Source organism: Pseudomonas sp. FW305-3-2-15-E-TSA4 (genome assembly GCF_058787295.1).
The window spans coordinates 103,474-116,340 of the sequence record NZ_JBYSZP010000014.1 but is presented as its reverse complement, the minus strand read 5'-3'; the positions used below and the strand labels follow the sequence as shown (position 1 = coordinate 116,340).

General features: G+C 62.7%; 9 protein-coding genes. 1 reads left to right on the top strand and 8 read right to left on the bottom strand.

All coding sequences use genetic code 11. From position 1 onward, the window contains the following. Positions 1 to 72: 72 nt before the first annotated feature. On the bottom strand, positions 73 to 2,946 hold the full coding sequence (gene gcvP, locus AC3WMV_RS19785; protein WP_103368198.1) for an aminomethyl-transferring glycine dehydrogenase: 2,874 nt from the start codon (positions 2,944 to 2,946) through the stop codon (positions 73 to 75). A gap of 156 nt (positions 2,947 to 3,102) precedes the next feature. On the opposite strand from gcvP, the gene AC3WMV_RS19780 reads away from it, so the two are divergent. After that, complete coding sequence (locus tag AC3WMV_RS19780) at positions 3,103 to 4,245, top strand: DegT/DnrJ/EryC1/StrS family aminotransferase (protein WP_096796140.1); 1,143 nt, start codon at positions 3,103 to 3,105, stop codon at positions 4,243 to 4,245. A 56-nt stretch (positions 4,246 to 4,301) separates the two neighbouring features. Here AC3WMV_RS19780 and gcvH read toward each other — a convergent pair whose 3' ends face one another. The 7 genes from gcvH to pepP all read right to left on the bottom strand — a co-directional run bounded on the left by gcvH (position 4,302) and on the right by pepP (position 12,860). Further along, positions 4,302 to 4,685, bottom strand: coding sequence for a glycine cleavage system protein GcvH (gcvH, locus tag AC3WMV_RS19775; protein ID WP_027610498.1), 384 nt, complete (start codon positions 4,683 to 4,685; stop codon positions 4,302 to 4,304). Positions 4,686 to 4,734: 49 nt separating this feature from the next. Continuing rightward, a complete protein-coding gene (gene gcvT / locus AC3WMV_RS19770; RefSeq protein ID WP_103368197.1) occupies positions 4,735 to 5,817 on the bottom strand; it encodes a glycine cleavage system aminomethyltransferase GcvT in 1,083 nt (360 codons plus the stop codon). A 156-nt stretch (positions 5,818 to 5,973) separates the two neighbouring features. Further along, positions 5,974 to 7,590, bottom strand: coding sequence for an ABC transporter permease (locus tag AC3WMV_RS19765; protein ID WP_103368196.1), 1,617 nt, complete (start codon positions 7,588 to 7,590; stop codon positions 5,974 to 5,976). A gap of 199 nt (positions 7,591 to 7,789) precedes the next feature. Then, positions 7,790 to 8,794 (bottom strand): extracellular solute-binding protein, encoded by a 1,005-nt coding sequence (locus AC3WMV_RS19760; protein ID WP_096796138.1) that lies wholly within the window; start codon positions 8,792 to 8,794, stop codon positions 7,790 to 7,792. A gap of 220 nt (positions 8,795 to 9,014) precedes the next feature. Further along, entirely contained in the window at positions 9,015 to 10,232 is a 1,218-nt protein-coding gene (locus AC3WMV_RS19755; protein ID WP_178085242.1) for a 2-octaprenyl-3-methyl-6-methoxy-1,4-benzoquinol hydroxylase, read from the bottom strand. A 109-nt stretch (positions 10,233 to 10,341) separates the two neighbouring features. Beyond that, positions 10,342 to 11,529, bottom strand: a complete 1,188-nt coding sequence (gene ubiH / locus AC3WMV_RS19750) for a 2-octaprenyl-6-methoxyphenyl hydroxylase (RefSeq protein WP_103368194.1) — start codon at positions 11,527 to 11,529, stop codon at positions 10,342 to 10,344. Then, positions 11,526 to 12,860 (bottom strand): Xaa-Pro aminopeptidase, encoded by a 1,335-nt coding sequence (gene pepP, locus AC3WMV_RS19745; RefSeq protein WP_103368193.1) that lies wholly within the window; start codon positions 12,858 to 12,860, stop codon positions 11,526 to 11,528. The genes ubiH and pepP overlap by 4 nt, the downstream gene beginning before the upstream one ends. Positions 12,861 to 12,867 lie beyond the last annotated feature (7 nt).

The window sequence follows — 12,867 nt, the reverse complement described above, 5'->3', positions numbered from 1 at the left end:
AAAGATCGCAGCCTTCGGCAGCTCCTACAGGGATCAGTGTAGGAGCTGCCGAAGGCTGCGATCTTTTGCTCTTCAGCGGTAATCGTCCACCGGGACGCAGGCACAAAACAGATTGCGATCCCCATAGACGTTATCCACCCGATTCACCGCCGGCCAATACTTATGCGCCTTGGTGTGCGCATCCGGGGTGATGCCCTGTTCGATGCTGTAAGGCCGCTCCCACACTCCAGTGACATCCGCCAGGGTATGCGGCGCGCGCTTGAGCGGGTTGTCTTCCGCCGGCCAGTTGCCGTTCTGCACTTCGGTGATTTCCGCGCGGATGCTCAGCATCGCGCCGATAAACCGGTCGAGTTCGGCCTTGGACTCGCTCTCGGTTGGCTCGACCATCAACGTCCCTGGCACCGGGAATGACATGGTCGGCGCATGGAAACCATAGTCCATCAGGCGCTTGGCGACGTCCTCTTCACTGATCCCGGTCTGCGCCTTCAACGGCCGCAGATCAAGAATGCATTCATGGGCCACCCGCCCGTTGCGCCCGGTGTAGAGCACCGGGAATGCGCCGGATAAATGCTGCGCCAGATAGTTCGCCGCGAGGATCGCCACTTCGCTGGCATCCGCCAGTTGCGGCCCCATCATCGCGATGTACATCCAGCTGATCGGCAAAATGCTCGCACTGCCCCACGGCGCCGCGCTGACCGCGCCGTTCTGTGGCAGCGGGCCGTCAATCGGCACCACCGGGTGATTGGCAACGAACGGCGCCAGATGCGCACGAATACCGATCGGCCCCATGCCCGGCCCGCCACCGCCGTGGGGAATGCAGAAAGTCTTGTGCAGGTTCATGTGCGACACGTCGGCGCCGATGTCCGCCGGCCGCGCCAGCCCGACCTGCGCATTGAGATTGGCGCCGTCCATGTACACCTGCCCGCCGTGCTGGTGAATAACTTCGCAGATCTCGCTGATGCCCTCCTCGTACACACCATGGGTCGACGGATAGGTCGCCATCAGGCACGACAACTTGTCCCCCGCCTCGGCAGCCTTGGTTTTCAGGTCGTCCAGATCGACGTTGCCGGCCTCGTCGCACTCGACGATCACCACGCGCATCCCGGCCATCTGCGCCGAGGCCGGGTTGGTGCCATGGGCCGAGGAGGGGATAAGGCAGATATCCCGCGCGCCCTGCTGCCGGCTCTCGTGATATTTGCGAATCGCCAGCAGCCCGGCGTACTCGCCCTGAGCGCCGGAATTGGGCTGCATGCAGATCGCATCGAACCCGGTGATCGCGCACAACCAACGCTCCAGTTCTTCAATCATCAAGGTGTAACCGACCGCCTGTTCCCGTGGCGCGAACGGGTGCAGATTGGCGAACTGCGGCCAGGTGATCGGGATCATCTCGCTGGTGGCGTTGAGTTTCATGGTGCAGGAGCCCAGCGGGATCATCGACTGGTTAAGCGCCAGATCCTTGTTCTCCAGTTGCTTGAGGTAGCGCAGCATCTCGGTTTCGCTGTGATGCGCATTGAACACCGGGTGGCGCAGGTACGGCGTGTTGCGCTGCAGGTGGTCGGGAATGCCGGAAACCAGTGCTTCTGCGTCAATGTCGTCGACGTTCAAACCATGATCGGCACCGAGCAGCACGTCGAACAGTTTGGCCACCGTGTTTTCATCGCACGTCTCGTCGAGGCTCAAGCCGACTCGGCCACGGCCGAGAATCCGCAGGTTGATCTGTGCAGCCTTGGCGCTGTCGATGATCGCGCTCTGCGCGCCGCCAACCTCCAGCGTGAGGGTGTCGAAAAACTGTGCGTTGATCCTTTGGATGCCATGGCGCTCAAGGCCCGCCGCCAGGATGCAGGTCAAGCGGTGCACGCGCTGGGCGATGCGTTTCAAGCCTTGCGGCCCGTGATACACCGCGTAGCAACTGGCGATGTTGGCCAGCAGCACCTGCGCGGTGCAGATATTCGAGTTGGCCTTCTCGCGGCGAATATGTTGCTCACGGGTTTGCAGGGCCATGCGCAACGCGACGTTGCCACGAGCGTCTTTCGACACGCCGATGATCCGTCCCGGAATCGCCCGTTTGTACTCCTCACGGCTGGCAAAAAACGCTGCGTGCGGGCCACCGTAGCCCATCGGTACGCCAAAGCGCTGGGACGAACCGAACACCACGTCCGCGCCCAGTTCACCCGGCGGTGTCAGCAGCAACAGGCTCAGCAGATCGGTGGCGACACACGCTAACGCCTGCTGCGCGTGCAACTGATCGATGACCGGACGCAGATCACGGATCTCGCCGTGAGTGTCGGGATACTGCAGCAACGCGCCGAACACCTGATGCTGGTTGAGGTTATCCACAGCGTCGATGATCAGCTCGAAGCCGAAACCTTCGGCGCGGGTCTGCACCACGGAGATGGTTTGCGGATGACAGTTCTCATCGACGAAAAACAGATTGCTCTTCGACTTCGCCACCCGCTTGGCCAGCGCCATGGCTTCTGCAGCGGCGGTGGCTTCGTCGAGCAACGAGGCGTTGGCCAGTTCAAGCCCGGTGAGGTCGATGGTCAGTTGCTGAAAATTCAGCAACGCTTCGAGACGGCCCTGGGCGATCTCCGGTTGATACGGGGTGTAGGCGGTGTACCAACCGGGATTTTCCAGCACATTGCGCAGGATGACCGTCGGCGTGAGCGTGCCGTGGTAGCCCATGCCGATCAGGCTGGTCCAGACCTGATTCTGCTCGGCGTAACTGCGCAGCTTGGCCAGCGCCGCCTGCTCATCAAGGGCCGGCGGCAAGTCCAGCGCCCGATTCAGGCGAATGCCCGGCGGCACCGTCTGCTCGATCAGTTCGACCCGGCTGCCCAGACCGAGGCTGTCGAGCATCGCCTGTTGTTCGGCGGCGTCGGGGCCCAAATGGCGGCGCAGAAAGGCTTCGGGGTCGCGTAACTGGCTCAAGGATGGCAACTGGGACATGACGGGCTCTCTCTTGGCTGGCGCTCGGCGTCAATGCAACACGGTCAAACCAGCATAGCAGCCGATCCCGACGCGCACGGCTTGGCGGCAGAGGGGGTTCCGGGGCATGCTGTAGCGCCTGCATCAGGCGTCCAACCTTCGGATGATCCAATCCTCATGAACCAACTGCCGTTCCTGCCGTTTTCCAAACCTGTCATTGATGAAGCCACGATTGCCGCCGTCGGCGATGTGCTGCGTTCCGGCTGGATCACCAGCGGGCCGAAGGTCCAGGCCTTTGAAGCACAGTTGTCGGAATACTTCGGCGGACGCCCGGTGCGCACCTTCAACTCCGGCACCTGCACCATGGAAATCGCCTTGCGCATCGCCGGCATCGGGCCGGGTGACGAAGTGATCACCACGCCGATTTCCTGGGTCGCCACCGCCAACGTGATCCTCGAAGTCGGCGCCACACCAGTGTTTGCCGACATCGATCCGGTGACCCGCAACATCGATCTGGACCAGTTGGAAGCGGCCATCACCCCGCGCACCAAAGCGCTGATTCCGGTGTACCTCGCCGGTCTGCCAGTGGATATGGATCGGCTATATGCCATCGCGCGCAAACACAATCTGCGTATCGTCGAAGACGCCGCTCAGGCCCTGGGTTCGAGCTGGAACGGCCAGCGCATCGGCGCCACCGGCGATTTCGTGTCGTTCAGCTTTCAGGCGAACAAGAACGTCACCTGCTCCGAGGGCGGCTGCCTGGTGCTGAACACCCCGGAAGAGGCGCGGCTGGCGGAGAAGTACCGCCTGCAGGGCGTGACCCGCAACGGCTTTGATGGTCTGGACGTCGATGTGCTCGGTGGCAAGTTCAACATGACCGACATCGCCGCCACCATCGGTCTGGGTCAATTCGCCCATATCGAGGCGCTGACCGCCCATCGTCAGGAACTGGCCCGGCACTACTTCAAATGTTTTGGCGATGACTTTGAAGCGACTTATGGCGCCCAACTGCCACCGGCGGACTTTACCCAGAGCAACTGGCACCTGTTCCAACTGGTCCTGCCGGAGCGCAAGGACGGCTTGCCGGCCCGCGCCACGTTCATGGAGCAGATGCAGGCCAAAGGCATCGGCATCGGCTATCACTACCCGCCGATCCACTTGCTGAGCCTGTACCGCGAGCGCGGGTTCAAGGAAGGCATGTTGCCAGTTGCCGAGCGCGTTGGACGCTTGATCGTGTCATTGCCGATGTTCACCACCATGACCAAGGACGACGTCGAGCGTTCGGTGGCGGCAGTGAAAGCGGTATTGCGCGACGCCTGATCGACGCCTACAAAAAAGCCCCGAGAGATCGGGGCTTTTGCAGTCTTACAGTCTGCTTATTCGCCGATGGCAGCCTTGTAGGCAGCAGCGTCCAGCAGCTTGTCCAGCTCGGCCTTGTCGCTTGGCTTGAGCTTGAAGATCCATGCGGCGTACGGATCGTTGTTCAGCTCTTCCGGCGAGTCAGCCAGCGTTTCGTTGACCGCGATCACTTCACCGCCGATCGGGGAGTAGATGTCGGACGCGGCCTTCACCGACTCGACAACACCGGCAGCCTCACCGGCAGCAAACACCTTGCCGACTTCGGCCAGTTCAACGAACACCACATCGCCCAGCGCTTCCTGCGCGTGATCGCTGATGCCCACGGTAACGGTGCCGTCGGCTTCCAGGCGTGCCCATTCATGACTTTCGGCAAAACGCAGTTCAGCGGGGATATTGCTCATGCTCGGTGTCCTCAAGAAAATTGTCAGCGGTCAGGCCCGCCGGAAAAGGTCAGATCAAGGTTTTACCATGGCGCACGAAGGTCGGTTTGACCACTCGTACCGGATACCACTTGCCACGGATTTCCACTTCGGCGCGGTCGGCGGTAGCCATCGGTACACGCGCCAGGGCAATCGATTTGCTTAGCGTAGGAGAGAAACTACCACTGGTGATCTCTCCTTCGCCAACATCGGCGATACGAACCACTTGATGGGCGCGCAAAACACCGCGCTCCTCAAGCACCAGACCCACCAGTTTGTGCGCAACGCCGGCGGCTTTTTCCGCTTCCAGGGCCGAGCGACCGATGAACTGCCGCGAAGCCGGTTCCCAAGCGATGCTCCAGGCCATATTGGACGCCAGCGGCGAGACATCCTGATGAATGTCCTGGCCATAGAGGTTCATCCCGGCTTCGACCCGCAACGTGTCGCGGGCGCCGAGGCCGATTGGCGAAATGCCGGCACCGACCAGATCGTTGAAAAATCCCGGCGCCTGCTCGGCCGGCAAGGCGATTTCCAGGCCGTCTTCACCGGTATAACCGGTGCGGGCGATGAACCAGTCGCCATCGACTTCGGCTTCGAACGGTTTGAGGTGCTGGATCAGTGCGGCGCGGGACTGGGTCACCAGTTCGGCAATCTTCTGCCGGGCCTGCGGGCCTTGAATGGCGAGCATCGCCAGATCCTGACGCTCGTGCAGATGCACGTCGTAACCGGCGACCTGCGCCTGCATCCACGCCAGATCCTGGTCACGAGTGGAGGCGTTGAACACCAGACGATAACGGTCTTCGAGGCGATAGACGATCATGTCGTCGACGATGCCGCCACGTTCGTTGAGCATCGTGCTGTAGAGCGCGCGGCCGGGGCGATGCAGGCGTTCGACGTCATTGGCCAGCAAATGCTGCAGCCAGGCCTTGGCCTGTGGGCCATCAACGTCGATAACGGTCATATGGGAAACATCGAACACCCCGCAATCGCGGCGCACCTCGTGGTGTTCCTCGACCTGCGAGCCGTAATGCAGTGGCATGTCCCAACCGCCAAAATCGACCATCTTCGCGCCGAGGGCGAGATGCAGGTCATACAGAGGCGTACGCTGTCCCATGGGTTTCTCCTTCCGGGCGTGGCGAAGGTGCGGACAGCCGCTGTACGGGGTGAAAGCCTCGAAATAGAAGGCTTTCAGCCGATTTCAGCGAACGGGTCTGTCAGACGAACCGCACCGAATGCCGCGCATTGTAGCCGCATGATTCAGGACTGACGACTAAGTGTTTCGGTGCGCCGAGCGGCGGATCAGGCCGATGACCGGTAACAGGCCGACCAACACCAGGGTCAGCGCCGGCAGCGATGCCCGCGCCCATTCCCCTTCACTGGTCATTTCGAAGATCCGCACCGCCAGCGTGTCCCAGCCAAACGGGCGCATCAGCAGGGTCGCGGGCATTTCCTTGAGCACATCGACGAACACCAGCAACGCCGCGCTCAGTGTGCCGGGCAGCAACAGCGGCAGATACACTTTGAAAAACAGTCGCGGCCCACTGACACCCAGACTACGTGCCGCTTCGGGCAATGAAGGCCGTATACGCGCCAGACTGTTTTCCAGGGGCCCGTAGGCCACCGCGATAAAGCGCACCAGATAGGCCATCAGCAACGCCGCCAGACTGCCCAGCAGCAATGGTTTGCCGGCGCCGCCGAGCCAGCCCGACAGCGGAATCACCAGTTCGCGGTCGAGATAACTGAACGCCAGCATGATCGACACCGCCAGCACCGAACCCGGCAGCGCATAACCAAGATTGGCCAGACTGACCCCGGAGCGGATCGCCCGGGTCGGCGCCAGACGTCGGGCAAACGCGAGCAATAGCGCGACGCTGACGGTGATCAACGCCGCCATGCCACCCAGGTACAGGGTGTGCAGAATCAACCCGGCATAACGCTCATCAAGGTCGAAGCGCCCGCGCTGCCAGAACCATACGAGCAGTTGCAGCAGCGGAATCACGAACGCGCAGGCAAACACCAACGTGCACCAGCCGGTCGCCGCGAACGCCTTTAGCCCGCGCAGCTGATACAACGCCTTGACCCTGGGGCGCTCGTTGCTCGCCCGGTTGGCGCCACGGGCGCGCCGCTCGCCATAGAGCACCAGCATCACAACCAGCAACAACAGGCTCGCCAGTTGCGCGGCGCTCGGCAGGCTGAAGAAACCGTACCAGGTCTTGTAGATGGCGGTGGTGAAGGTGTCGAAATTGAACACCGAAACAGCACCGAAATCCGCCAATGTCTCCATCAGCGCCAGCGCCACACCGGCGCCAATCGCCGGACGCGCCATCGGCAACGCCACCCGCCAGAACGCCTGCCATGGCGATTGCCCGAGTACCCGCGCCGCCTCCATCAAGCCTTTGCCCTGCGCGAGAAACGCGGTGCGCGCCAGCAGGTAGACGTAGGGGTAAAACACCAGCACCAGTACCACAATCACCCCGCCGGTAGAGCGCACGCGTGGTAGGCGCAAGCCGCTGCCGAACCATTCACGCAACAGGGTTTGCACCGGGCCGGCGAAGTCCAGCAGACCGACGAAGACGAACGCCAGCACGTAGGCCGGGATGGCAAACGGCAGCATCAGCGCCCAGTCGAGCCAGCGCCGCCCGGGGAATTCGCAGAGGCTGGTGAGCCACGCCAGGCTGACACCGAGCAGCGTCACGCCGACGCCGACGCCCAGCACCAGCGTCAGGGTGTTGCCCAGCAGGCGCGGCATCTGGGTTTCCCACAGGTGCGACCAGATCTGCTGATCGATGGTCTGCCACGACAGCAGCAGGACACTCAGGGGCAACAGCACCAGCGCGGCAATGGTGAGGACGATGGGGTACCAGCGGCGTTGGGCGGGGTGGGCCAAGGGGGTTCTCTAATAAATCGTGGGTTGGCGCAAGAGTAATGCCAGCCCCAATTGTGGCGAGGGGATTTATCCCCGATGGGGTGCGAAGCACCCCCAATGTCGTCAATCAAGGCGTACTGATACACCGCGGGCGTAGCCTTTACGAATGCTGCGCATCCGATCGGGGATAAATCCCCTCGCCACAGGATATAACCAGGTTTTAGTTCCAACCCGCCCGATCCATCATCCGGATCGCCTCGGCCTGACGCTTGCCCGCCACTTCCACCGGCAAGGTGTCAGCGACGAACTTGCCCCACGCCGCCACTTCTTCCGAAGGTTTCACTGCCGGGTTGGCCGGGAATTCCTGGTTGACGTCGGCGAAAATCTTTTGCGCCTCTGGCGTAGTCATCCACTCGACCAGCGCCTTGGCTGCTTCCGGGTGCGGCGCATGCTTGGTCAGGCCGATGCCCGACAGGTTCACGTGTACGCCGCGGTCGGCCTGATTCGGCCAGAACAGTTTCACCGGCAGGTCGGGCTTCTGCTTGTGCAGGCGACCGTAGTAGTAGGTGTTGACGATGCCGACGTCGCACTGCCCGGCGTTGATCGCCTCCAGCACCGCAACGTCGTCGGAGAACACATCGGTGGACAGGTTGTTGACCCAGCCCTTGAGGATCTTCTCGGTCTTTTCGGCGCCGTGCACTTCGATCATGGTCGCGGTCAGCGACTGGTTGTAGACCTTCTTCGCCGTGCGCAGGCACAGACGCCCTTCCCAGTTCTTGTCGGCCAGCGCTTCGTAGGTGGTCAACTCGCCCGGCTTAACGCGCTCGGTGGAGTAAGCGATGGTCCGCGCGCGCAGGCTCAGGCCAGTCCAGGCATGGGTGGACGAGCGGTATTGCGCGGGAATGTTGGCGTCGATGGTCTTCGAGGTAAACGGCTGGAGGATGCCCATCTGTTCGGCCTGCCAGAGGTTTCCCGCATCGACGGTGAGCAGCAGGTCGGCGGTGGCGTTTTCGCCTTCGGCCTTGATCCGCTGCATCAGCGGCGCTTCCTTGTCGGTGATGAACTTGATCTTCACCCCGGTTTTCGCGGTGTAGGCGTCGAACACCGGTTTGATCAACTCATCGATACGCGAGGAGTAGACCACCACCTCGTCGGCGGCCTGGGCGGCAGTGCTGCCGATCAGGGTCAGGGCCAGTGCGGTCAGGAGACGCTTGGGTGCCAACATGGGAGTGATCTCTCGGTCGGAAAATGTGGGCCAAATGATAAGGACTCACATTTACCAGCTCAATCGAACACTTGGGCAAGGAGTTACCAGATGTTGCACAAGCTGAAATTCATGGCGTCGGTTCTGGCCCCTTCGCGAGCAAGCCCGCTCCCACCCTTGAAATGCATTCCAATGTGGGAGCGGGCTTGCTCGCGAAGGGCCCATCAGCCTCAAACAGATCTCAGGGTTTGGCCAGTACCGGCAGATCCCCGGTCAACCCCAGCGCCTCACGCACAAACAACGCCTTGGCCTCCGGCATCTGCTCCACCAGTTTCAATCCGGCGTTGCGCAACCAGCGCACCGGCAACGGGTCAGCCTGGAACAGACGCTCGAAGCCCTCCATCGCCGCCATCAATGCCAGGTTGTGCGCCATGCGCCGGCGCTCGTAGCGGCTCAGCACCTTCACATCCGCCAGCCGTTCGCCGCGTTCCGCCGCCTGCAACAGCACTTCAGCCAGCACCGCCGCATCAAGGAAACCCAGGTTCACACCCTGCCCGGCCAACGGGTGAATGGTGTGCGCGGCGTCGCCGATCAGTGCCAGGCCTTCGGCCACGTAGCGTTTGGCGTGGCGTTGACGCAAAGGCACGCACAGCCGTGGATCAGCACTGACGACTTCGCCCAGGCAACCTTCAAAGGCTCGCTCCAGCTCACGACAGAATGCCGCTTCATCCAGCGCCATCAGGCGCTCGGCTTCACTCGGCGTGGTCGACCAGACGATCGAGCACCAGTCCTGCTGCCCGTCACGTTCCAGCGGCAGAAACGCCAGCGGCCCGTGATCGGTGAAACGCTGCCACGCGGTCATCCGGTGCGGCTTGCTGCTGCGCACGCTGGTGACGATGGCGTGGTGCAAGTAATCCCACTCGCGGGTGGCGACGCCGGTCAGACGGCGCACCGCCGAATTGGCGCCGTCCGCCGCAATCACCAGCGGCGCACGCAACTGCCGACCATCGGCCAGAGTCAGAAGCCAGTCGTCACCGGAGCGGCGCATCTGTTCCAGCCGTGCGTTGGCCAGCATGCCCAGATCGCAATCGTGCAAGCGATCGAGCAAGGCATCCTGCACCACACGGTTTTCGACGATATGACCGAGCACTTGGGCATGCACACTGCTCGCCGAGAAATGAATCTGCCCGGTGCCGCTGCCGTCCCACACGTGCATGTCGGTGTAGGGGCTGCTGCGGCGCTTGGCGATGCCGTCCCAGACGCCAAGGCGTTCGAGTATCCGCTGGCTGGCCGCCGACAAGGCGCTCACTCGCGGCTCGAACGGCGCGGCGGCGTCGAACGGTTTGACGCTCAGCGGGCTGCCATCGAGCAGCAACACTTCCAGGCCGCTGTCCTGCAACGCCAACGCGAGGGCGCTGCCGACCATTCCGGCTCCGACAATCAGCAGATCTGCGCGCATTTCCATGCTTTAAGCCTGTCTCGCTGGCGGCATGCGCCGCTCGTAAAAGGTTTTAGCGAGCGCGCCAGTTAGCGGCGCGCTGCTGAAAGTGAAAGTGCCGACCCGCCGCTCAAGCATCCGGCCGCGTCCCCAGCCCCATGGCCTGACGAGCAAACCAGCGCTTGGCCGGTGGCAACAGATCGAGACCGAGCAGGCCGATGTTGCGGCCCAGCGAGACCAGCGGCTGGGTGCTGCCGAACAGTCGGGTGACCTGATCGGAGAAGCCCACGGTGAGTTCCTGATCCAGACGCTGCCGCTCGCGATAGGCCTGCAAGGTGGCGAAGTCGCCCAGCGGTTTGTCGCTGGCGAGCAGTGCGGCAGCCAGCGCATCAGCATCCCGCAGGGACAGGTTGAAACCTTGTCCGGCAATCGGGTGCAGGCTGTGCGCGGCATTGCCGAGTACGGCCAGATGCGAGCGCACCTGCTCTTCGGCCTCGACCAGCGACAACGGATACAAATGCCGCGCGCCGACCTGTTTCAAGGTGCCGAGGCGGTAGCCGAACACGCCTTGCAGTTCGCTGAGGAAATCGCGCTCGCTGAGGTCTGCCAGGCGTTGCGCATCCATGCCCAGGCGGGTCCAGACCAGTGCGCAACGGTTGTCCGGCAGCGGCAGCAAGGCCATCGGCCCTTCGTCGGTGAAGCGCTCGAAGGCCATGCCGTTGTGTGATTCGCTCGGGGTGATGTTGGCGATCAGCGCGCTCTGGTTGTACGGACGCTTGCGCACGTTGATGCCCAGTTGCTCGCGCAAACCGGAACGGCCGCCGTCCGCCAGCACCGCCAGATCGCACTCGACGGTGGTTTCATCATTGAGGGTCAGGCGATAGCCGTCAGGCAGCGGCTCCATGCGCGTGACTTCCGCCGGGCAGCGCCAGCTGATCACGTCTTTATCCAGGTGCTGCCACAGGCACTGGCCGAGCCAGGCGTTTTCCACCACGTAGCCCAAGGCCGGCACGCCCTCTTCCATCGCCGACAGACGGGCGGTGGAGAAGCGGCCACGGTCGGACACGTGAATCTGTTTGATCGGCTCGGCGCGGCGGGAGATTTCCTGCCACACGCCCAGCCGTTGATAGATCTGCCGCGAACCGAAGGACAGCGCCGACGAACGCGCGTCGTAGCTCGGCTGCCAGCTGTCGCCGGGGGCGAACGGTTCGATCAGGACGATTTTCCAGCCGCGGGCCTTGGCCCCGGCCTGCAAGGCCAGCGCCAGACTGGCGCCGACCAGGCCGCCACCGATGATTGCCAGGTTGACTCGACTCATGCCGCGTGTGTCCGTGCTTGCGCCATCAGCGCTTCGATTTCGGCAACGGTTTTCGGTACGCCGCTGGTCAATATTTCACAACCGGTCTTGGTCACTACCACGTCATCCTCGATGCGCACGCCAATGCCGCGCCATTTCTTTGCCACGTTCTGGTTGTCCGGGGCGATGTAGATGCCCGGTTCCACGGTCAGCGCCATGCCGACCTCCAGCACCCGCCATTCGCCGCCGACCTTGTACTCGCCAACGTCATGTACATCCATGCCCAGCCAATGGCCGGCACGGTGCATGTAAAACGCTTTATAGGCTTCGGTCGCGATCAACTCATCGACCTCGCCTTGCAGGATTCCGAGCTTGACCAGACCTGCGGTAATCACCCTGACCGTGGCTTCGTGCGCCTGATTCCAGTTTTTGTTCGGGGCGATTTCAGCGAATGCGGCTTCCTGCGAGGCCAGCACCAGTTCGTAAATCGCTTTCTGCTCGGCGGAAAACTTGCCGTTGACCGGCCAGGTGCGGGTGATGTCGCTGGCGTAGCAGTCGATTTCGCAACCGGCGTCGATCAACACCAGATCACCGTCCTTGAGCAGCGCGTCATTCTGCTGGTAATGCAGGATGCAACTGTTGCGCCCGGCGGCGACGATGGAACCGTAGGCCGGCATCTTCGCCCCGCCCTTGCGGAATTCGTAATCGAGTTCGGCTTCGAGGCTGTATTCGTACAGTCCCGGCCGACTGGCCTGCATCGCGCGGATATGCGCCTGAGCGGAAATCCGCGCGGCTTCGCGCATCACCTTCACTTCTGCCGCCGATTTATACAGGCGCATGTCGTGCAACAGGTGATCCAGGGCAACGAATTCGTTCGGTGGCTGGGCGCCGAGGTGCGCTTTGGAGCGGATCACGTTGATCCAGTCCATCAGATGGCGGTCGAACTCCGGGTTGCTGCCCATCGCCGAATACACCCGGTCGCGGCCTTCGATCAGGCCCGGCAGGATGTCGTCGATGTCGGTAATCGGGAACGCGTCGTCAGCGCCGTAATCACGGATTGCGCCTTCCTGGCCGGCGCGCAGGCCGTCCCATAACTCGCGTTCGGCATTGCGCTCGCGGCAGAACAGCACGTACTCGCCGTGCTCGCGGCCGGGCATCAGGACGATGACGGCTTGCGGCTCGGGGAAACCGCTGAGGTACTGAAAGTCGCTGTCCTGACGGTAGACGTGCTCGACGTCGCGGTTGCGGATCGCCACTGCGGCGGCGGGCAGGATCGCGATGCTGTTGGGTTCCATCTGCGCCATCAGGGCCTTGCGGCGACGGCTGTATTCCGCTTTGGGGATATGGGTCATGGGCAGA